The sequence below is a fragment of the Streptomyces fuscichromogenes genome (assembly GCF_014645815.1).
GTDB classification, from domain to species: domain Bacteria; phylum Actinomycetota; class Actinomycetes; order Streptomycetales; family Streptomycetaceae; genus Streptomyces; species Streptomyces fuscichromogenes.
Map to the genome: position 1 here is coordinate 350,464 of NZ_BMML01000002.1, position 20,909 is coordinate 371,372.

Sequence of the window (20,909 nt, forward strand, 5' to 3'; positions counted from 1 at the left end):
AAACCGACCGAAGGCCCGGGGCGGAGTCCATCGCGTCGCAGGGCTGATCGCCGTCCGCGGGGGAGTGCCCCCGCAGCGACGGGGTAGGCCTGCTCTGACCCGGCATACGCCCCCGCACCCGACGACATGACTAGGAGGCCACCGTGGCCGCAACGGTTCGTCATCCGATCCCGGCCCAGTGCAAACCCGTGGTGGAGACCGCGGAGGAGCCCCACCTGCGCGTGTCCGGCGCCGAGGGCGCCCAGGCACAGGCGCCGCTGACCAGCGAGCCTCCGCTGCCCGACGCCGAGCCCCTCACCAGCGAACCGCCGCTCGCCGACGCGGCCCCGCTGACCAGCGAGCCGGGGTTGTAGATGAACGAAGCCCTGGACCCGGGGCTGTGCCGGCTCGCGGAGCTGCACGGCGTCGCCACGTCCTACCGCCCCGCCCCGGACCGTACGGTCGCCGCCTCCGCCGGCGCCGTGACCGCCGCGCTGGGCGCCCTGGGAGTCGACGCGAGCGGCCCGGAAGCCGTCCGCGCCGCCCTCGCCGACCGGGAGCGGGAGCTCGCCGAACGGCTGCTGCCGCCGACCGTCGTCCACTGGGCGGGCACCGGCGAGATCGCCCTCGGCCTGCCCGCGGGCACCCGCCTGGAGGTGCGCACGGAGGACGGGGAGACCCGGGACGACGTACGGGACCTGCCGCTCGGGGTGCATCTGCTGACCGCCGCCGCCCCCGACGGCCGTACCGCCCGCGCCCACCTGATCGTCGCCCCCGACCGGCTGCCCACCCCCGCCACCCGCTCGTACGGCATCCTCGTCCAGCTCTACTCGCTGCTCTCCCGCCGCTCCTGGGGCATGGGCGACCTCGGCGACCTCGCCGAGCTGGCCGACTGGGCCGGACGCACCGCGGGCGCCGGATTCGTGCAGGTCAACCCGTTGCACGCGGCCGTACCCGGAGCGCCCACCGACCCGTCCCCCTACCGCCCGTCCTCCCGCCGCTTCCCCGACCCGGTCCACCTGCGCCCGGAGGCCGTCCCCGAGTACACCGAGCACACCGGGGCCACCACCGCGACCGCCGCCACGACCCTCGGCACGGCAGGCACCGCCACCGCCGCCGGATCCGGTGCCGGTGCGGTCACCGAACGTGCCGCAGCCCTGCGCTCCGCCGTCCTCGACCAGGGCGCCCTCATCGACCGCGACGCGGTGTGGGAGCTGAAGCGGGAGGCGCTGGAGACGGCGGCCGCCGCCCCGCTCACCCCCGGCCGACAGGCCGCCTACGACGCCTTCCGCGCCGCCGAGGGCCGGGCCCTGGAGGACCACGCCACCTGGTACGCGCTCGCCGAGCGGCACGGCTCCGACTGGCACCGGTGGCCGCGGGCGCTGCGCGACCCCCGCTCGCCGGAGACCGCACGGGCCCGCGCCGAACTGGCCGGCCGGGTCGGCTTCCACTCCCGTCTCGCCTGGCTCACCGTCACCCAGCTCACCGCGGCCCAGCGCGCCGCCCGCGAGGCCGGCATGCCCATCGGGATCGTGCACGACCTCGCCGTCGGGGTGCACCCCGACGGCGCCGACGCCTGGGCACAGCAGGATCACTTCGCCGCGGGGATGTCCGTGGGCGCCCCGCCCGACGCCTTCAACGCGCGTGGCCAGGACTGGGGCCTGCCGCCCTGGCGCCCGGACCGCCTCGCCGCCTCCGGCCACGCCCCGTTCCGTGAGCTGGTGCGCGCGCTCTTCCGGTATGCCGGCGCCCTGCGCATCGACCATGTGATGGGCCTGTTCCGGCTCTGGTGGGTGCCGCAGGGCGGCCCGCCCACCGAGGGCACGTACGTCCGCTACGACGCCGAGGCGATGCTGGCGCTGCTGGCCCTGGAGGCGACCCGGGCCGGCTCGGTGGTGATCGGGGAGGACCTGGGCACGGTGGAACCGGGGGTGCGCGAGACGCTGGAGCGGCACGGGGTGCTCGGGACGTCCGTCCTCTGGTTCGAACGGGACTGGACGGGCGACGGCCGCCCGCTGCCCCCGGAGCGGTGGCGCGCCGCCTGCCTCGCCACCGCGACCACCCACGACCTGCCGCCCACCGCGGCCCGTCTCACCGGCGAACACGTCGAACTCCGCGACCGCCTAGGCCTGCTCACCCGCCCGCTGGCGACGGAACGGGCCGAAGCCGCGGCCGACACCGCGGAGTGGCTGGCCCTGCTGACCCGCCTGGGCCTGCTCGCCGCCGCCGACACCGGCGACGAGGAGGCCGAGATCCGGGCCGTGCACCGCTTCCTGCTCCGCACCCCGGCCCGCATGATCGGCGTCTGGCTCCCGGACACCGTGGGCGACCGGCGCCCCCAGAACCTCCCCGGCACCTGGGACCAGTACCCGAACTGGCGCCTCCCCGTCGCCGACACGAAGGGCCGCCCGATCACTCTGGAGGAGCTCACGGCCTCGGACCGGGTACGAGCCCTGTTCCGGACCCTGCACACGGACAACCCGTCCACAGCGTGAGGACATACCTCCCGCACCCGCCCTCAGCCCGCCCGACATCCGAGCACGAGCACCGACCCGCACTCCCTTCGGCCCGTGCGGGGTGTGAGGGCGAGTGCTGGTCCGTGTCCTCTTCGGTCCGTCCGGGGTTCGAGGGCGAGTGCCGGTCCGCGCCCCCCTCAGCCCGTCCGGCGTTTGAGGACGAGGCCGTTCAGGCCGATGCGGGGGTGCGGGGGCGGCAGCCCCCAGGGCGGGCGCCGCACCCCGCGGTGCCCCTTACAGGTACCCCCCGGACGCGCGCCCCCCAAGTCGGCCCGCTAACTTTGGCTTCGTGGACAAGAAGAACGCCCTGCGCGCCGGCGCCCTGGCTGCCGGTACGACGCTGATGATGCTGCTCATGTCGTCGCCCGCCCTCGCGCTCACGCGTGACGACGGTGACGACCCCGGCAAGGGCCTGAGCGTCGTCCAGACGCTGGGCCTCTACGTCCTGACCCCGCTCGTGCTGTTCGCGGTCATCGCGGGCCTGGTGATGGTGCTGGACAAGTCCAAGATCCGGGTCACCAAGCCGGGCGCGAAGGCCAAGGCGAAGGCCTGACACCCGTTTCCGTCTCTCCACCGAGGGCGCCGGTCGCCTCCCGTACGTACGGGAGCTGACCGGCGCCCTCGGCGCGTTCCCTCAGGGGCTCGGCGCGGTCAGATACCGCTGCACGGTCGGCCCGAGCCACGCCAGGATCTCCTCGCGGGCCAGCGCCACGACCGGCGGCAGCCGCACCACGTAGCGGGTCAGCGCGAGCCCCAGCAGCTGCGCGGCGCACAGCCCCGCCCGCGCCGCCACCTGCTCGGGGTCCGGGCACACCAGCCGGGCCACCGGCACCACCTGCTCCCGGAAGATGCTCTGCAGGCGCTCGGTCCCCGCCTGGTTGGTGACGGCGACCCGCAGCACCGCGGTGAGCTCCTCGTTCGCCTCCCAGATGTCCAGGAAGTGGCCCACCAGCGCCTGCCCCACCTCGGTGCGCGGTACCTGGGAGACGTCGGGCATCCGCAGGTCGAGCGCGACGGCGGCCGCGAAGAGGCCGTCCTTGCTGCCGAAGTAGCGCATGACCATCGAGGGGTCGATGCGGGCGTCCCCGGCGATGGCGCGGATGGTGGCGCGCTCGTAGCCGTCGGCGGCGAAGCGCTCGCGGGCGGCGGCCAGGATGGCGGAGCGGCTGGCGTCGGAGCGGCGTGCCGCCGGGCCGTGCGCGGCGTCTGTGCTTCTACTGGAGGTGCCGGTCATGCCAACGAGCGTAGGCCAACAAGTGTGGGCCAACAAGTGTTGACTGCGGATTCGGCCCGCTCTACTGTTGCCAACAGGTGTTGGTCAACACTTGTTGGCCCACGTTCGTCGGCAATCACGCGTAGGCATCCCAGGAGGCCTCCATGAACGGCATGACCGCCCCCGGAACCTCCCGGGTGATCGTCGTCGGCTCCGGCCCCACCGGCCTGCTCCTGGCCGGTGACCTCGCCGCCGCCGGTGTCCCGGTCACCCTCCTCGAAAAGCGCCCCCACAAGATCAGCAACCTCTCCCGCGCCTTCGTCCTGCACGCCCGAGCCCTGGAGCAGCTCGACGCCCGCGGCCTCGCCGACGCACTCGAAGCCGTCGGCGAGCCCCTCGCCCGGCTCAACCTCTTCGACGGCCTCACCCTCGACCTCGGCGCCCTGCCGTCCCGTTTCCGGCACCTGCTGGTCCTCCCGCAGTACGAGGTCGAGAAGGTGCTGGAGCGCCGGGCGGCCGAGGCGGGCGTCGACTTCCGCAACGAGTGCGAGGTGACCGGCCTGACCCAGGACACGGCCGGGGTCACCGTGCACGTCAGGGGCGCGGGGGCCGCCGGGGGCGCCGAAGACCTGCGTGCCGCGTACGTGGTCGGCACCGACGGCATGCGCAGCGCCGTCCGGGAGGCGGTCGGGCTGCCGTTCCCGGGGCGGTCGGCGATCCGCTCCGTCGTCCTCGCCGACGTGCTGCTCACCGAGAAGCCCCCGACGCTGCTGACGGCCGCCGCGGTCGGCGACGCGTTCGCGTTCCTGGCGCCCTTCGGAGACGGCTACTACCGCGTCATCTGCTGGAACCGCGGCCATGACGTCCCCGACCACGAGCCGGTCGGCCTCGACGAGGTCAGGGAGATCACCCGGCTGGCCCTGGGCAAGGACTACGGGATGCACGACGCCCGCTGGATGTCCCGCTTCCACAGCGACGAGCGGCAGGTGCCCAGCTACCGGGTCGGCCGGGTCTTCCTGGCCGGGGACGCGGCGCACGTGCACACCCCGGCCGGCGGCCAGGGCATGAACACCGGACTGCAGGACGCGGCCAACCTGGGCTGGAAGCTCGCCGCCGTGCTGCACGGCCACGCGGCCCCGGGCCTGCTCGACACCTACCAGAGCGAACGCCACCCGGTCGGCAGGTCCGTCCTGCGCAGCAGCGGCGCCATCGTCCGCCTCGCGATGGCCAAGGGCCCCATGCTGGCGGTGCGCGCCGGACTGATCCGTGCGCTGGGCCATGCCGGCCCGGTCCGCCGCAGGATCGTCGGCCAGGTCACCGGCATCGGCTACCGCTACCCCGCACCGCGGGGCGCCCACCGCCTCACCGGCACCCGCGTCCCCGACCTCGCCCTGACCGATGCGGCGAGGGGCACCGCGTCCGGCACCGCGTCCGGCGGTGCGTCCGGCACCGCGTCCGGCGGCGGGCCCGGTGCCCCGGCCGGCGGCGGCCGCCTGTACGAGGCCCTGCGCGGCGGCCGGTTCGTCCTGGTCACCCCGGACCCCGCCCGGGATCCTGCCCGGGACCCCGCTCCGACCCCCCACGACGTGAGTGCGCGGTACGGCGACCGGCTGGCCGTGGCGCACTGGAGGAGCGGCCGTCGTACGACCGTCCTGGTGCGCCCCGACGGGTACGTGGCCTGGGCGGGCGACGAGGCGCGGGCGTCGGACGTCGAGAAGGCCCTGGCCGCCCATGTCGGGTGACCGGCTCAGCCGATGGTGAAGTCCGCGGCCCTGGTGTCGAAGGTGGTGTGCCCGTCCTTCGCCGTGGCGAGCACGGCGACGTGCCAGGCGCCGTGCGGGGAGGACGCGACGTCCGCGGCGGACACCGCGTCCTTGTACACGCACCGGACGGTGTGGCCGCCGGCAGGCGTGCAGGTCGCCGACTCCACCTCGGCCATCTCCTCGGCGGTCAGATGCTTCTTGGCGAACTCGGACTTCTCCGGCCAGGCCAGTACCTTCAGGCTCTTGACGCCGGAGGGCGCGCCGACCTCGGTGGTGAAGGAGAACGAGCCCTGGTGACCGGCCTCGGGGGCGCTGTAGCGGACGGTGCTGTGCGCCAGGGCGGGCGCCGGGTCCTGGTCGCCGGCGTAGGCGAGGGCGAAGGCCCCGGCACCTCCGAGCACGACGACACCGGCGACCACGGACAGGGCGATACGACGGGACATGGCGAGTTCTCCGTAACTGGCTCAGGCTGTGTCAGCCGGATGGACCCGGCGCTCGCTGCCGCGCCGTTGCCCCGATACTCGCAACGCGCGGCAGTCCCGGGCGTGAGCACGGATACTCAACTCGTCCTGGGTGATGGGTACTTCGTGCACAGAGCGGGGCGCCCGGCGGAGACCCCGCCGGACGCCCCGCCGAGCGGTACCGCCTACTGGGCGGCCGCGTCCGCCGCCTGGGCCCTCAGGGCGCGCTCGACGCCCGCGCGGGACTCCGAGACGAGCCGGGCCAGGGCCGCGTTCGGCTGCGCCGCGGCCAGCCAGGCGTCCGTCCTGGCGAGGGTCTCCTGGGAGACCTGGAGGGACGGGTAGAGGCCGATCGCGATCTGCTGGGCCATCTCGTGCGAGCGGGAGTCCCAGACCGACTTCAGGACCTCGAAGTACCTGTCGGTGTACGGCGCCAGCAGCTCACGCTGGTCGGTCTGGACGAAGCCGCCGATCACCGCCTCCTGCACGGCGTTCGGCAGCTTGTCGGACTCGACGACCGACGCCCATGCCTCCGCCTTGGCCTCCTCGGTCGGGCGGGCCGCGCGGGCGGTGGCCGCGTGCCGCTCACCGGCGGCGGTCCGGTCCCGCTCGTACTCGCCGGCGATCTCCGTCTCGTCGAAGCGGCCGACCGCCGCCAGCCGCTCCACGAACGCCCAGCGCAGCTCGGTGTCCACGGCCAGACCCTCGATGGTGTGGGTGCCCTCCAGCAGGCTGTCCAGGAGGTCCAGCTGCTCGGGGGTGCGCGCGGTCGCCGCGAACGCCCGCGCCCAGGCCAGCTGGTGGTCACCGGCCGGTGCGGCGGCCCGCAGGTGGGCCAGCGTGGCGTCGGTCCAGCGGGTGAGCAGGGCCTCGCGGGAGGTCGGGTCGGCGTACAGCTCGATGGCCAGCTTCACCTGGCGGTGCAGGGACTGGACGACACCGATGTCCGACTCCTTGCCGATGCCGGACAGCACGAGGGAGAGGTACGCGCGGGTCGGGAGCTCGGCGTCGCGGGTCATGTCCCAGGCGGACGCCCAGCACAGCGCGCGGGGGAGGGAGGACTCGAAGTCGCCGAGGTGCTCGGTGACGAAGTGCAGCGACTGCTCGTCCAGGCGGACCTTGGCGTACGACAGGTCGTCGTCGTTGAGCAGGAACACCGCCGGGCGGGGGCGGCCGGTCAGCTGGGGTACGGCCGTCAGCTCGCCGTCCACGTCCAGCTCGATCCGGTCGGTGCGCACCAGCTTGCCGGTCGCCTCGTCGAGGTCGTACAGGCCGATCGCGATCCGGTGCGGACGCAGCGTCGGCTCGCCCTTGGCGCCGGCCGGCAGCGCCGGGGCCTCCTGCCGGATCGCGAAGGAGGTGACGACACCGTCGGCGTCCGTCTCCACCTCGGGACGCAGGATGTTGATCCCGGCCGTCTGCAGCCACTTCTTCGACCAGGTGCTCAGGTCGCGTCCGGAGGTCTCCTCCAGGGCGCCCAGCAGGTCGGACAGGCGCGTGTTGCCGAACGCGTGCCGCTTGAAGTACGCCTGCACGCCCGTGAAGAACTCGTCCATCCCGACGTACGCGACGAGCTGCTTCAGCACGCTCGCGCCCTTGGCGTACGTGATGCCGTCGAAGTTGACGAGCACGTCGTCCAGGTCGCGGATCTCGGCCATGATCGGGTGCGTGGAGGGCAGCTGGTCCTGCCGGTACGCCCAGGTCTTCATGGAGTTGGCGAACGTTGTCCACGAGTGCGGCCAGCGCGAGCCGGGGGCGTACGCCTGGCAGGCGATGGAGGTGTACGTGGCGAACGACTCGTTCAGCCACAGGTCGTTCCACCACTCCATGGTGACCAGGTCGCCGAACCACATGTGGGCCAGCTCGTGCAGGATGGTCTCGGCCCGTGTCTCGTACGCCGCGTCGGTCACCTTGGACCGGAAGACGTACTGGTCGCGGATGGTCACCGCGCCCGCGTTCTCCATCGCGCCCGCGTTGAACTCCGGCACGAACAGCTGGTCGTACTTCTTGAACGGGTAGTCGTAGTCGAACTTCTCCTGGAACCAGTCGAAGCCCTGCCGGGTCACCTCGAAGATCGCGTCCGAGTCCAGGAACTCGGCGAGCGAGGGACGGCAGTAGATGCCCAGCGGCACGCTCTGCCCGTCCTTCTCGTACACGCTGTGCACCGAGTGGTACGGGCCGACGACCAGGGCGGTGATGTACGACGAGATACGCGGCGTCGGCTCGAAGACCCAGATGTCGTCCTTGGGCTCGGGCGTCGGCGAGTTGGAGATCACGGTCCAGCCGGTGGGCGCCTTGACCGTGAACTGGAAGGTCGCCTTCAGGTCCGGCTGCTCGAAGGAGGCGAAGACCCGGCGGGCGTCCGGCACCTCGAACTGGGTGTACAGGTACGCCTGTGCGTCGACCGGGTCGACGAACCGGTGCAGACCCTCGCCCGTGTTGGTGTACGCGCAGTCGGCGGCCACCCGGAGGACGTTGCGGCCCTCCAGCAGGCCGGGCAGCGCGATCCGGGAGTCCGCGAAGACCTCGGCCGGGTCGAGCGGGTCGCCGTTGAGGGTGACCTCGTGGACCGCCGGGGCCACCAGGTCGATGAAGGAAGCGGCGCCGGATCCGGCGACGTCGAAGCGCACCGTGGTCACGGACCGGTAGGTACCGCCCTCCTGCGCGCCGGAGAGGTCGAGATCGATCTCGTACGAGTCAACGGTGAGCAGCTTCGCCCGCTGCTGCGCCTCTTCGCGAGTCAGGTTTGTGCCAGGCACGCGGTCATCTCCTCGTTATGTGTGGGTTGCGCCATCCTTCCACGGCATCCGGGCGGGGGGCGACGAGGGAAAACCCCATGGATTGAGCAGGCCGGGCCATGAGGGCGCCCCGTCAGGGGGCGCGGGGAACTGCGCGACCGGCCACGACGGCGCCGCAGCCGCACGACGGCAGCCGCGGCACCCCCGTGGGCGCTCGGCCCTTACCGCGACAGCTCTTCCGCGACAAGCTCCGCGATCTGCACGGCGTTCAGCGCAGCCCCCTTGCGGAGGTTGTCGTTGGAGACGAACAGCGCGAGCCCGTTCTCCACCGTCTCGTCCCGCCGGATCCGCCCGACGTACGACGGGTCCTGCCCGGCCGCCTGCAGCGGGGTCGGGATGTCGGACAGTTCGACGCCGGGCGCGTCGGACAGCAGCTCGGTCGCCCGCTCGGGGCTGATCGGCCGGGCGAACCGCGCGTTGATCTGGAGCGAGTGACCGGAGAACACCGGGACGCGGACACAGGTGCCGGAGACCTTCAGCCCGGGGAGCTCCAGGATCTTGCGGGACTCATGGCGCAGCTTCTGCTCCTCGTCGGTCTCGTTCAGACCGTCCTCGACGAGGTTGCCGGCGAAGGGCAGCACGTTGAAGGCGATGGGCCGCTTGTAGACCTGCGGCTCGGGGAACTCGACCGCGCGGCCGTCGTGCGTCAGCTTGTCCGCGTCGGCGGCGACCTTCTGCACCTGCCCGTGCAGCTCAGCGACGCCCGCCAGACCGGAGCCGGACACCGCCTGGTAGGTGGTGGCGACCAGCGCCTCGAGGTCCGCCTCCGCGTCCAGCACCTTCAGGACCGGCATCGCGGCCATCGTGGTGCAGTTCGGGTTGGCGATGATGCCCTTCGGGCGGTCGGCGATCGCGTGCGGGTTCACCTCGGAGACGACCAGCGGGACCTCGGGGTCCTTGCGCCAGGCGGAGGAGTTGTCGATCACGACGGCACCCTGGGAGGCGACCTTCTCCGCGAGCGCCTTCGAGGTGGCCCCGCCCGCCGAGAACAGCACGATGTCCAGGCCGGTGTAGTCGGCGGTCGCCGCGTCCTCCACCGTCACCCCGTCGAGCACGGTCCCGGCCGAGCGCGCCGAGGCGAACAGGCGCAGCTCGTCGACCGGGAAGTTCCGCTCCGCGAGGATCCCGCGCATGACCGTGCCGACCTGACCGGTGGCTCCGACGATTCCGACCCTCACGGCGACTCCCTCTGGGTGCGTTGACCTTGTGTCTGCGGCCTTTCCATCATGCGGCCGACCCGGGCCCACCTGTCCAATTCTTTGCGCGCCATGCCCACCGACTGGACCAGCCGCCCCGTGGAACTCCCGCCCGCACCCGCGCTGAGCTGCAGAAATTACCTCCACTTGGCCGTCGTGCCGCAAGCTGTGCTGTGCCGCGCGCAGGTGTGACGTACGCCTCGGAAGCCTCTCCCGGACGCCTCGGACGTTTCCCCTGGACGCCTCGGAAAAGATTTCCGGGAATCCGGCCGAACGTTCCCGGGGGCTGCGGCGTCGTAGGAGAAACGCGGTGAGGGGGTGGGTTGTGCTGCGCAGAAAGGCCCGCCGCGCCCAGGGGGACCAGCACGGTGATCCTCTGGACGCGGACCAGGAGCGCCGGGTGCGGGCGGTGCTCGCGCTGGGCGGCGTACCGCAGGCGGACCTGCCGGACGGGGTACAGCAGGTACGTCTGCGGTTGCTGGAGCGGGCAGCCGGCGGCCAGGAGGCGCCGCGGGACGTGTCGGCGTGGGCGGCGGTCGTCGCCTCCCACCTCGCCATGGACTGGCACCGTGCCAAGCGCCGCCAGGAACGCCTCGGCGAACGGCTCGCCTCCCTCCGCCCGCCCGACCCGACCGCCGCGGAGGACAGCAAGCTGCTCTCCGTCGCCGTCGCCCGCGGCCTGGACGAACTGCCGGACGCCCAGCGTCAGATACTCGTGCTGCGCTTCTACGCCGACCTGCCGGTCCGCGGGATAGCCGAGGAACTGGGCATCCCCGAGGGCACCGTCAAGAGCCGGCTGCACACGGCGGTACGGGCCCTGCGCGCCCGCCTGCACGAGGACGAGGTGGTGTGAGCATGACCGCCGAACACGACGACCGCGAGCGGTACGACGGCCTGGACGAGGAGGAGACCGACGCCCTCTTCGCCGTCCTCATGGACGAGCCGCTCACCGACGAGCAGCGCGCCGACCCCGCCTTCCTGGCCGAACACCGTGCCGCCGCCACCGACCTGGCACTTCTGCGCGAGCAGCTCGGGATCATCGGCGACGCCCTCGCCGGGCCGCCGCCCGCGGCCCCCCGCTCCCGTCAGGCCCCCCGTCCCCGTCCGGCCGCGCGCCGCCGCCCCTGGCAGTACCCCGGCGTCCGCGCCCTCGGCCTGGCCGGCGCCCTCGCGGCCGCGTTCGCCGGGGCCGTGTTCGGCATCGGCTGGCTCGCGGCGAACGGTGGTTCGAGCGCCATGTCGAACGGCGCGAGTTCCGACAAGGCCGCCGGCAGCGCGTCGGGCACGGCGGGCCAGGGCGGCGCGGAGCAGACCGCAGGCCCTGGCTACCTCGCCTGCGCCCGTCTCGTCGTCGAGGGCACGGTGACCGGGGTGCGGCAGCTGCCGGGCTCCGGAGAGGAACGCGTCACCCTGCGGGTGACCCGCGCCTACAAGCCGGCGAAGACCGCCGGGGAGGTCGAGTTCCTCTTCGAGGCCGACACGGACACCCGGATCCGGGAGGGCGCCCGTCTGCTGGTCGGCATCACACGCGGGCAGCAGGTGCCCGACCGGTACGCGGTCGGGGAGCCGGAGATCGCGCCGGAGCGGTCCTGGATCGTCCGTGACCTGCCCGAGTCGCGCACCCTGACCTGCCGGAAGTGACGGCGAAGGGGCGGGCGCCCCGCAGGACGCCCGCCCCCGTCACCGCGGTTGCCGCCTACTGCGTGACCTTCTCGATCTTCACGCTGCCGGTGCCCGCGGCCGTGCCGCGCGCGTTGACCAGCTGGACCCGGCCGAAGAACTCACGTCCCTCGGGGGCCGCCGCGGCCGCCGTGACCTGGCCGGTCACCGTGGCCGAGGCACCCGTGCCGAGCCTGACCGGCGTGGCCCCGTCGACCGTGACGGAACCGAGCGCGGCGGAGAAGAACACGTCCCGGTAGTCGTAGTCGGTGGAGCCGGACGGGACCGAGTACCCCACGACCTCGATCGTGTAGGTCCCGGCGGCGGGCGAGGCGATGGAGACCGCCTCCTCCGAGTCGCCGTCGGCGGACTGCGCGACCTGCTTGCCGGACGCGTCGTACACGGTCAGGTCCAGGTCCGCCGAGGCGTCCGAGACGTTGCCGATCGCCACGTCCAGCGAGGTCGCGCCGGCCGGCACGGTCACCGTCGTGGTCTGGGTCTCGCCCTCCCTGACGGCCGGGCGGGTGGTCTTCGAGGAGCCGAGCGGGCCGCCGACCAGCTTGCCGTCGAGGGCGGCGAACCTGTTGGTCACCTTCCAGGAGGCGGTGACCGGGGTGCCGACCCTGGCCTCGGGCACGGTCACGGTCTCCGGGTCGAAGGCCGCGCCGAGCACGGTGACGCCCAGCTTGTACGGGTTGTCGAGCAGCGGCGAGGTGCGGCGCGCCTCGACCTCGATCTCCCAGACCCCGGCCTGCGGGTCGGCGTACGAACGGACGTCGGGCGTACAGCCGTTGCCGTTCAGATAGTTGTTGTAGCAGTACGGGGTGCCGGTGTTGTCGACCGGGACGCCGTACGGGTGGATGGCGATGAACCGCGTCTGGCTCCTGTCGGCGAGCCCGCCGATCGCGACCTCCAGGGACTCGGCGCCCTCGGGCACGGTCACGAAGTACGACGTGGAGCTGTTGCGCTGCACCGAACCCGACGCCGAGTAGCTGTAGTCGACGGGGGCCGACACCACGACGGTGGTCAGGATCTGCTTGTCGACGCCCTCGGTCCGCGGGTCGTCGACCTCCAGGATCGCGGACTTGATGCCCGAACTCTTCGGCTTCGCCTGCACCTTGACCGTCACCGGCTGGTTCAGCGGCAGCTTCACCTCGTCCGGGCCGAGGACCTTGAAGGTGTGCCCGGCGTTGTTCCGGAAGCGCAGCTCGTGCCGGATCGCCTTGTCGGAGCCGGAGGTCCGCACGATCGTGACGTCGTACGTCTTCTTCTGCCCGGCCTTCAGGCCGCCCTCGCGGTCGTACAGGCCGGTGCCGTAGCCCGGGGTCTTCAGCGCGGAGTCCAGCGCGGTGTCGACCGGCGCCTTGACGGTGTAGTCGTGCGCGGTGGCGTGGTCGCGGATCGACTCCCACGCGTCGACGATGTCGATCCGGCCCGCACCCTCCTCGTAGGCCTGAACACCCTTGATGTGGCGGGCGGTCGAGGTCAGCGCCGTGCGCAGGTCGGCGGGGGAGAGGGCGATGCCCTTCTCCTTCGCGGCGCTCAGCAGCAGCGCGCTCGCGCCCGCCGCCTGCGGGGACGCCATCGAGGTGCCCTGGAGCATCGAGTAGCCGGCCGGCAGGGTGTAGCCGGACTCGGCGACCGGGGAGCCCGGCAGCCAGGTCTGGGTGGTGTTGATCGCGGCGCCCGGTGCCACCAGGGTCGGCGTGAAGCCGCCGTCCTCCCGCGGTCCGCGCGAGGAGAAGGGCAGCAGCTGGTACTTGGTGGTCACCTGCGAGCCGTAGTTGGCGGCCCAGGTGTCCCGGGAGATGCCCGCGCCGACCGAGATCACCTTGTCGGCCAGACCGGGGTCGCCGATGGTGTTCGCACCCGGGCCGGAGTTCCCCGCCGAGATCACGAGCTGCACGCCGTAGGTGTCGATGAGCCGCGTGTACAGCTCGGCGCGCGCGTTGTTGCCGTCGTTCAGCGCCGGGAGGCCGCCGATCGACATGTTCACGATGTTCACGCCCCGGTTGGCGACCAGGTCGATCATGCCCTCGGTGAGGGCGACGTTGGTGCAGCCGCCGCTCCAGGTGCAGGCCCGCGAGGAGACGATCTTCGCACCGGGGGCCGCGCCGTTCATCTTTCCGCCGAACAGGCCGTTGGCCGCGGTGATGCCGGCGACGTGGGTGCCGTGCTCGGACTCGATGACCCCGATGTTGACGAAGTCGGCCGTCTTGCCGACCCAGTCCCCGCCGTACGGGTCCATGGGTACGTCCTTGCGGATCTGCACGACGAACGGCTGCCGCTCGACGACGTCGGTCGCCGGGTTGTCGGTGCCGAAGTAGCCGATCTGGTAGCCGTCCTTGTACGGCTTCATCGGCGTGTCGTCGGAGAAGTCGTTGTTGTTGTTCAGGTCGACGGTGACCGTGCCGGCCGCCGGGTCGTAGAGCACGCCCCAGCTGTCGGTGGTGTCCCCGTCCCGGTTGGCGTCACCGGCCGCGTCGCCGCCCGTGGTGTACGACTCCTTGAAGGTGCTGATCTGGTACGACCCGGCGGGCGCCGTCCACCTCCTGCCCCCGTAGGTGAAGCTCGGACCGGACACGGCCGTGACCATCGGCCGCCAGGTCTGGTCGCTGTCGACGATCGGGTCGGTCGACGTCACCCAGTCGACGATCTTCCGCTCGCCCGTGGTGGTCTTCTGCAGCGCCGGGTGGCCGAGGTCCACGCCGGAGTCCAGGATGCCGATGGTGACGCCCCGGCCGTCCGCCTTCGGGTGCTCCTTGACGAAATCGACGGCACCCGTCTCGAAGGACGGGTTGTAGGGGTTCGCGGCCGGGGTGTTCTTGTCGGGCCCCGAGTAGACGGTCTTCGCGGCCTTGGCGGTCTTGCCGGTCTTCGCCTCGGAGCCGGTCGCCGTCGGGTCGTCGAGCCGGATCTCCTGGCGCAGGTCGATCGCGTGCACCGAGGACAGCTTCGCGGCGGCGGCGATCGCCGAGTCCGCCCGCCCGGTCGGGACGGTGGCCCGGACGTAGCCGAGCCTGTCGTACGTACGGCCCACCGAGCCGCCCTTGACCGCGTCCAGCTCCTCGGCGACCTGCTCGGTCCGTCCCGGCGCGGTCGCGATCATCATCGTGACGTTCTTGGCGCCGGTGGACCTGGCCTCGGCGAGCAGCGCGGCGTCGTCCGAACCGAGCTTGTCGTGGGCCGACTTGACGCCGGGGTCGGCGGTGGCGGCGGGGGCCGGGGTGACGGCGGCGGCCAGGGGTACCGGCCCGGCGGCGCAGAGCACGGCCACGACACCGACGGCGACGGCTGTCCGGCCCAGGCGTCTGTGGCCCGGTATCGGGTCGTGCTGGGGGCTGAGGGTCATCTGCATCCCTTGTAGGTAAAGGAACGAGCGTGGAGCGACCGGACATGGTCATGACCGGCGCTTGGTCGCACAGCTTTTCCCAAGGGAAAGGACTTTGGGGAACGTTGACCGAATCGATATGAACGTATGGGGAAAACCCCCGGTCACCCCGCGGTCCGGTCCGGGAAAACCCGGTGGCCACCGCACGTCCCGGGCCCTAACGTGCCGATGTGCGCGAGAAGCTCAGGGTGGCGGCCTACGCCGTGTGTGTCCGTGACGGCCGGATCCTGCTCGCCCGGTCACCCGCCGACGACGGCACACCCGAGTGGGTCCTGCCCGGTGGCGGCATGGAGCACGGCGAGGACCCGTACGACACGGTCCGCCGCGAACTCATGGAGGAGACCGGCTACCGCATCGAGGTGACCGGCCTGCTGGGCATCGACTCCAACCGCCTCCGCTTCCCCCGCGCGGGACTGCGGCGCCCCGCCACCGACCACCACGGCGTGCGGATCGTCTACACCGGCGACATCGTCGGCGGCGAACTGCGCAACGAGGTCGACGGCTCCACCGACATGGCCGCCTGGCACGACCTGGACGCCGTACCGTCCCTGAGGCACATCCGACTGGTCGACGTCGCGCTGCGCCTGTGGCGGGAGAGGCCGGCGGCGGGGCGGTTTGCACAAGAGCAGTCGTAAGCGCCGGAGACCCACCCCTACCCCGGCAGATGAACGCCGAGCAACCGGGTCCCGGACGTCCGTCATCCGCTCCATGACCGGTCCCCACCTCGCCTGATCCACGTACGGTGATCGGCGCTGCGCGTTGCCGTCGCGTTCACGCACAGGTCACCCCCGATGCCAACGATCCAGAGTGAGCGGGAAGTTCGCGGAAGCGATCGCCCGTGACCACTGCCGACGCGTTCGTACTCGGGGAGATCGCGCCATGTCGCGCATACGCTCTGTCGCCACCTCCGCGGCCCACAAGGGCCGCGAGGCACTGGAGATCAACCGCCGTACCGTGCTCGCCGCCGCCGGAGCCGTCACGCTCTCCGTGGGCGTCGGCTACGCCCTGCGTCCCACCGACAGCGAGGCCGCCCCCGCCGCGGCCGAGGAGCAGCAGCCGGTCGCCGAGGGCCGCCGGGCCGCCGCGGCACCCCTCGCCCCCTACACCAAGGGCACCACCCTCGCCTCCGTCGCCGCGCCCCGGGGCAGCTCCGGCTACCGGCGGCTCGGCGACGGCGCCGGCTGGGCCCGCGCGGTGCGCTCCGACCTCGCCGCCGCCAAGTCCGGCCGCGCGAACCGCCGTACCGCGCTCGCCGCCTTCGTGCAGTTCACCGACCTGCACCTGATGGACGTCCAGCACCCGCTGCGCCTGGAGTTCCTGCGCGCCCACGACCCGCACGCCTGGCGCCCGCACGAGGCGCTCACCGTGCCCGGCGCCATCTCGCTCGTCGAACGGGTCAACGCGCTGCGCGGCGCCCCGGTCACCGGCTCGCCGCTGCACTTCGTGATGACGACCGGCGACAACACCGACAACAACGCCCACTCCGAACTGGAGTGGTTCATGAAGGTGATGAGCGGCGGCCGGATCACCCCCAACACCGGTGACCCGAGGCACTACGAGGGCGTCCAGAACAGCGGCCTCAAGCAGTACTGGCAGGCCTCCTCGACCGTCCGCGACCAGGACAAGGCGCTCGGCTTCCCGCATCTCGCCGGCTACCTGGCCGCCGCGATCCGCGAGGTCAAGAGCCCCGGCCTCAACCTCCCCTGGTACTCCACGGTCGGCAACCACGACGCCCTGCCGCTCGGCTGCTTCGGCTCGCACGCCGACCCCTATCTCGCCGCGGCCGCGATCGGCGGCAAGAAGCTGATGACGGTGACCGACGCCGAGGCCAAGAAGCTCCAGGACGCCATCCGCACCGCCAAGGACCCCAAGGGCAGCGGCTACCGCGACTTCCTGAAGGCCCACGCCCGGTCGATGCGCTCGGTCACCGCCGACGAGAAGCGCGCCCCGTACACCTCGGCCGACTACCTCAAGGCCCACCTGGACCCGGCCTACCAGGGCCTCGGCCCGGCCGGCCACGGCTACTCGACCGCCAACGTGGCCGCGGGCACCCAGTACTACGCCTTCCGCATCTCCGACGACGTCATCGGCATCAGCCTGGACACGACGGACGCGGGCGGCCACTACGACGGATCGATCGGAACGACCCAGCTGGCCTGGCTGGAACAGACCCTGAAGGAGAACAAGGACTCCTACGCGGTCGTCTTCAGCCACCACACCAGCCAGACGATGACCAACACCCGCCCGGACCCGGCCCACCCGAGCGACGGCCGCCAAACGGGCGCCGAGCTGGTCACCCTGCTCAACCGCCACGCGGGCGTGCTGGCCTGGGTGAACGGCCACATCCACCGCAACCTCATCACCCCGCACAAGGCCTCGAACGGCAACTCCTTCTGGGAGATCACCACCGCCTCGCACGTCGACTACCCCCAGCTGGCCCGGGTCGTCGAGCTGGCGGACAACAAGGACGGCACGATCTCCCTGTTCACCACCCTGATCGAGTCCGCCGCCCCGCACCGCACGGACTTCTCCGACCTCTCCCAGACCGGCCTCGCCGCCCTCTACCGCGAGCTGGCCTTCAACGCACCCGGTGCCAGCAAGGTACTGGGCGGCAGCGCGGCGGACCGGAACACGGAGCTGGTACTGAAAAAGGGCTGACAGCACCGGCCACGGGGTCCGGAAAAAAATTCCGGACGGTGATGTCGAGATCCCGTGGCCGGCTCCGTCCCCGGGGTGAAGGCGGCCACAATGGGTCGCACCAGCACCGAGGAGAACCACCATGGCCAAGTACCTGCTGCTGAAGCACTACCGGGGCGCCCCGGCCGCGGTCAACGACGTGCCGATGGACCGGTGGACGCCCGAGGAGATCTCCGCCCACATCCGGTACATGAACGACTTCGCGGCCAGGCTGGAGAAGACCGGCGAGTTCGTCGACGGCCAGGCCCTCGCCCCCGACGGGATGTGGGTCCGGTCCGACGGCGAGGGGCGCCCGCCGGTCACCGACGGCCCGTTCGCCGAGACCAAGGACCTCATCGCCGGCTGGATGGTGATCGACGTCGACAGCCAGGAGCGCGCCGTGGAGCTCGCCGGTGAACTGTCGGCCGCCCCCGGGGCGGGCGGGAAGCCGATCCACGAGTGGCTGGAGGTGCGCCCGTTCCTGGCCGCGCCGCCGAACTCCACGGAGTCCTGTCACTGATGGACGAGGTCCTGCTCAGGAGCCTCACCCCGGGCGTGCTCACCGTCCTCGTCCGCCGCGGAGCCGACTTCGCGGCGGCCGAGGACGCCGTGCAGGAGGCCCTGGTCGAGGCGGTCCGGGTCTGGCCCGCCGACCCGCCGCGGGACCCGAAGGGCTGGCTGGTCACCGTGGCCTGGCGGCGGTTCCTCGACGCGGCCCGCGCGGACACCGCCCGCCGCCGGCGCGAGGACCGCGTGGACGAGGAACCGTCGCCCGGCCCGGTCCCCGCGGCCGACGACACCCTCCGGCTGTACTTCCTCTGTGCCCACCCCGCCCTCAGCCCGTCCGCCGCGGTCGCGCTCACCCTGCGCGCCGTCGGCGGGCTCACCACCCGGCAGATCGCCCGCGCCTACCTGGTGCCCGAGGCGACCATGGCGCAGCGCATCAGCCGCGCCAAGCGCACCGTCTCCGGCGTCCGCCTCGACCGGCCCGGCGACGTCGCCACCGTGCTGCGCGTCCTCTACCTGGTCTTCAACGAGGGCTACTCCGGCGACGTCGACCTCGCCGCCGAGGCCGTCCGGCTCACCCGGCAGCTCGCGGCCGCCGTCGACCACCCCGAGGCGGCCGGACTGCTCGCCCTCATGCTGCTCCACCACGCCCGGCGGGCCGCCAGGACCGCGTCCGACGGCAGCCTGGTACCCCTCGCCGAGCAGGACCGGAGCCGGTGGGACACCCGCCTGGTCGCCGAGGGCGTCGGGATCCTGCAGAGCGCCCTCGCCCGCGACCGCCTCGGCGAGTTCCAGGCCCAGGCCGCCATCGCCGCCCTGCACGCGGACGCGCCCACCGCCGCGGAGACCGACTGGGTGCAGATCGTCGAGTGGTACGACGAACTGGCCCGCCTCACCGACAGCCCGGTCGTCCGGCTCAACCGGGCGGTCGCCGTCGGCGAGGCCGACGGCCCCCGGGCCGGCCTCGCCGCCCTCGCCGGGCTGGACAGCGCCCTGCCCCGGCACACCGCGGTCGCCGCCTACCTGCACGAACGTGACGGCGACCGGACGACCGCGGCCCGGCTGTACGCCGAGGCGGCCCGCAAGGCCCCCAACCTCGCCGAGCGCGACCACCTGACCCGCCGGGCCGCGCATCTCAACGCACAGCTCGACGCCGACCGCGGCAGGTGACATCGTCGTGCGTCCGGGTGTTTCGCTTGCCGTTTTTTTGCCGTCGACGGCCCTCGTACGGAGGGCGCGGGGGATCCGGAAGTCCTGGTAAAAGCCCAGGTCAGAAGGGTGGCCGCGAGGGAAGTGGAATGATGTTGCCGACCTGGGGTCCGGCGCTCGCCCTGTAAACGCAGCCGACTCCGGCCCGAGACATTCCGTTCATCCGAATGAAACGTCCGTACCGCCTCATATCGGCTAGCCCGAGGTTCCCGGGGATGGCTCGATCTGGTGCAAGGCAGGTGTTCGTGTGGGCGTTCGGCTCGGACTTCGTGTGCTCTCGGTCTACGAGGGCTTTTTCTCCGGGGGAGCCCGGATCGTGCACAGTGATGTGCTGCTCGGCCTGGTAGAGGGCGGACAGCAGTGGCACCGTGTGCTGAGTGTGCACGGTGAGGTCCACCGAGAAGCCACCACCCAACGCATGGAGGACGACGCCTGCTACCGCGCGCTCACGGCCGGCGGCATCGACGTCACGTCGCTCGGCCGCAGCGCGGGCCTTGTCGACGGCACCGTCGCGGCGTCGGTTTTCAGCGGGCCCGAGCTGGCCGACACCGCGCGGGCGATGGCCGGCGCCGACGTCATCCTGTCGCTGAAGGAGCAGCCCCTCGCGCTGCTCAACCAGGCCGGACTGCCCCGCCGCCCCGTCGTCGTCTGCCTGCACCGCTCCGACCCGGAGAACCAGGGCCAGGCGCTGGACGAGCTCAAGGCCGCCATCGCCGACGGCACGGTGGTCGCCTGCGTGTGCTGCGCCGAGTCCACCCGGGACGCGTACGAGGCCGCCGGGATCCCCGGTGAGCTGCTGCACGTGATCCCGAACGGGGTCGACCTGCTCCGCTTCCGGCCGGACGCGGCGCTGCGGCTCGCCTTCCGCGAGTCCCTCGGCATTCCCGCCGGCGCTCCCGTGGTCGTCTTCGCCGCCCGGTACGCCGGCATGAAGAACGTGCCGCTCTTCCTGCGGGCGGCCAGGGCCTGGCTGGCCCGTGAGGGCGGCGGGCACGTCGTCGTGTGCGGGGCCGGGATGACCGAGGACAACCCCGCGCTCTGGGCCGACATCGAGGTCGCCTTCGGCGCCGACCGGGCCGTCCTCGGCGACCGTGTGCACCTGCTCGGCGTACGGCACGACATGGAGACCGTCTACGCCGGCTCCGACGTCGTCGCCCTCACCTCCGCCTCCGGCGAGGCCGCGCCGCTCTGCCTCATCGAGGGCATGATGTGCGGCGCCGTACCGGTCACGACGGACGTCGGCGACAGCGCGTCGATCGTCGAGGGGCACGGGTTCGTGACGCCCTTCGACCCCGAGGCGATCGCCTTCGCCTGGTCGGCGGCGGTGGCCGACAGGGAACTCTTCGCCCCGGCCCTGGCGGCGAGCCGCGAGCGGTTCAGCCGCACCCGGATGATCGCCGCCTACGCCGACCTCCTCGCCCACGTCGTCGGCGACGTCCGCGACGGACTACGCCCGGGCGTCAGCGGCCAGTGACCCCTCACCCCTCACCGCCCGGCCCGCCACCGTAGCGCGGGCGGTGGGGGTGGGCGGGGCGCGGTAT

At 72.5% G+C, this 20,909-nt stretch carries 16 protein-coding genes; 11 read left to right on the forward strand and 5 right to left on the reverse strand.

The window, feature by feature from the left end:
* Positions 1-143 precede the first annotated feature (143 nt).
* From IEZ11_RS05385 to IEZ11_RS05395, 3 genes are all read left to right on the forward strand, one after another.
* On the forward strand, positions 144-353 hold the full coding sequence (locus IEZ11_RS05385) for a hypothetical protein (RefSeq protein WP_189261408.1): 210 nt from the start codon (positions 144-146) through the stop codon (positions 351-353).
* Positions 354-2,474: a 4-alpha-glucanotransferase gene (malQ, locus tag IEZ11_RS05390; protein WP_189261409.1), complete on the forward strand. Its 2,121-nt coding sequence runs from the start codon at positions 354-356 to the stop codon at positions 2,472-2,474.
* A gap of 310 nt (positions 2,475-2,784) precedes the next feature.
* Positions 2,785-3,048: a hypothetical protein gene (locus tag IEZ11_RS05395; RefSeq protein ID WP_189261410.1), complete on the forward strand. Its 264-nt coding sequence runs from the start codon at positions 2,785-2,787 to the stop codon at positions 3,046-3,048.
* 81 nt (positions 3,049-3,129) lie between these two features.
* Here IEZ11_RS05395 and IEZ11_RS05400 read toward each other — a convergent pair whose 3' ends face one another.
* Positions 3,130-3,729 (reverse strand): TetR/AcrR family transcriptional regulator, encoded by a 600-nt coding sequence (locus tag IEZ11_RS05400; RefSeq protein ID WP_189261411.1) that lies wholly within the window; start codon positions 3,727-3,729, stop codon positions 3,130-3,132.
* 143 nt (positions 3,730-3,872) lie between these two features.
* On the opposite strand from IEZ11_RS05400, the gene IEZ11_RS05405 reads away from it, so the two are divergent.
* Positions 3,873-5,450 carry an FAD-dependent monooxygenase gene (locus IEZ11_RS05405; RefSeq protein WP_229712815.1) on the forward strand — a complete coding sequence of 526 codons (1,578 nt, stop codon included), beginning with the start codon at positions 3,873-3,875 and terminating at the stop codon, positions 5,448-5,450.
* Positions 5,451-5,455: 5 nt separating this feature from the next.
* On the opposite strand, the gene IEZ11_RS05410 is transcribed toward IEZ11_RS05405, so the two are convergent.
* From IEZ11_RS05410 to IEZ11_RS05420, 3 genes are all read right to left on the reverse strand, one after another.
* Positions 5,456-5,914: a DUF5707 domain-containing protein gene (locus IEZ11_RS05410; protein ID WP_189261412.1), complete on the reverse strand. Its 459-nt coding sequence runs from the start codon at positions 5,912-5,914 to the stop codon at positions 5,456-5,458.
* 203 nt (positions 5,915-6,117) lie between these two features.
* Positions 6,118-8,691: an aminopeptidase N gene (pepN, locus tag IEZ11_RS05415; protein ID WP_189261413.1), complete on the reverse strand. Its 2,574-nt coding sequence runs from the start codon at positions 8,689-8,691 to the stop codon at positions 6,118-6,120.
* A gap of 200 nt (positions 8,692-8,891) precedes the next feature.
* Positions 8,892-9,908 (reverse strand): aspartate-semialdehyde dehydrogenase, encoded by a 1,017-nt coding sequence (locus tag IEZ11_RS05420; protein ID WP_189261414.1) that lies wholly within the window; start codon positions 9,906-9,908, stop codon positions 8,892-8,894.
* Positions 9,909-10,251: 343 nt separating this feature from the next.
* Here IEZ11_RS05420 and IEZ11_RS05425 point away from each other — a divergent pair, with 343 nt between their 5' ends.
* Positions 10,252-10,779 carry an RNA polymerase sigma factor gene (locus tag IEZ11_RS05425; RefSeq protein WP_189261738.1) on the forward strand — a complete coding sequence of 176 codons (528 nt, stop codon included), beginning with the start codon at positions 10,252-10,254 and terminating at the stop codon, positions 10,777-10,779.
* A gap of 2 nt (positions 10,780-10,781) precedes the next feature.
* On the forward strand, positions 10,782-11,567 hold the full coding sequence (locus tag IEZ11_RS05430; protein ID WP_189261415.1) for a hypothetical protein: 786 nt from the start codon (positions 10,782-10,784) through the stop codon (positions 11,565-11,567).
* 55 nt (positions 11,568-11,622) lie between these two features.
* Here IEZ11_RS05430 and IEZ11_RS05435 read toward each other — a convergent pair whose 3' ends face one another.
* A complete protein-coding gene (locus tag IEZ11_RS05435; RefSeq protein WP_189261416.1) occupies positions 11,623-14,937 on the reverse strand; it encodes a S8 family serine peptidase in 3,315 nt (1,104 codons plus the stop codon).
* A gap of 209 nt (positions 14,938-15,146) precedes the next feature.
* Between IEZ11_RS05435 and IEZ11_RS05440 the strand changes: the two genes are divergently transcribed.
* The 5 genes from IEZ11_RS05440 (at position 15,147) to IEZ11_RS05460 (ending at position 20,842) form a co-directional block, all read left to right on the forward strand.
* The gene (locus IEZ11_RS05440) at positions 15,147-15,611 is read left to right on the forward strand and encodes an NUDIX hydrolase (protein ID WP_229712816.1); all 465 of its coding nucleotides are present in this window, start codon (positions 15,147-15,149) and stop codon (positions 15,609-15,611) included.
* Positions 15,612-15,855: 244 nt separating this feature from the next.
* Positions 15,856-17,634: a TIGR03767 family metallophosphoesterase gene (locus tag IEZ11_RS05445; RefSeq protein WP_189261417.1), complete on the forward strand. Its 1,779-nt coding sequence runs from the start codon at positions 15,856-15,858 to the stop codon at positions 17,632-17,634.
* A gap of 121 nt (positions 17,635-17,755) precedes the next feature.
* Positions 17,756-18,172: a YciI family protein gene (locus tag IEZ11_RS05450; RefSeq protein WP_189261418.1), complete on the forward strand. Its 417-nt coding sequence runs from the start codon at positions 17,756-17,758 to the stop codon at positions 18,170-18,172.
* A complete protein-coding gene (locus IEZ11_RS05455; protein ID WP_189261419.1) occupies positions 18,172-19,329 on the forward strand; it encodes an RNA polymerase sigma factor in 1,158 nt (385 codons plus the stop codon). Before IEZ11_RS05450 ends, IEZ11_RS05455 begins: the two co-directional genes overlap by 1 nt.
* A gap of 310 nt (positions 19,330-19,639) precedes the next feature.
* A complete protein-coding gene (locus tag IEZ11_RS05460; protein WP_189261740.1) occupies positions 19,640-20,842 on the forward strand; it encodes a glycosyltransferase in 1,203 nt (400 codons plus the stop codon).
* The last annotated feature ends 67 nt before the right edge of the window (positions 20,843-20,909 follow it).

Bases quoted from the DNA above. Each gene is read 5' to 3' on its own strand.
- malQ (WP_189261409.1), top strand. From the start codon at position 354: ATGAACGAAGCCCTGGACCCGGGGCTGTGCCGGCTCGCGGAGCTGCAC.
- IEZ11_RS05400 (WP_189261411.1), bottom strand. From the start codon at position 3,729: ATGACCGGCACCTCCAGTAGAAGCACAGACGCCGCGCACGGCCCGGCG.
- IEZ11_RS05405 (WP_229712815.1), top strand. From the start codon at position 3,873: ATGAACGGCATGACCGCCCCCGGAACCTCCCGGGTGATCGTCGTCGGC.
- IEZ11_RS05410 (WP_189261412.1), bottom strand. From the start codon at position 5,914: ATGTCCCGTCGTATCGCCCTGTCCGTGGTCGCCGGTGTCGTCGTGCTC.
- IEZ11_RS05430 (WP_189261415.1), top strand. From the start codon at position 10,782: ATGACCGCCGAACACGACGACCGCGAGCGGTACGACGGCCTGGACGAG.
- IEZ11_RS05435 (WP_189261416.1), bottom strand. From the start codon at position 14,937: ATGACCCTCAGCCCCCAGCACGACCCGATACCGGGCCACAGACGCCTG.
- IEZ11_RS05445 (WP_189261417.1), top strand. From the start codon at position 15,856: ATGTCGCGCATACGCTCTGTCGCCACCTCCGCGGCCCACAAGGGCCGC.
- IEZ11_RS05450 (WP_189261418.1), top strand. From the start codon at position 17,756: ATGGCCAAGTACCTGCTGCTGAAGCACTACCGGGGCGCCCCGGCCGCG.
- IEZ11_RS05455 (WP_189261419.1), top strand. From the start codon at position 18,172: ATGGACGAGGTCCTGCTCAGGAGCCTCACCCCGGGCGTGCTCACCGTC.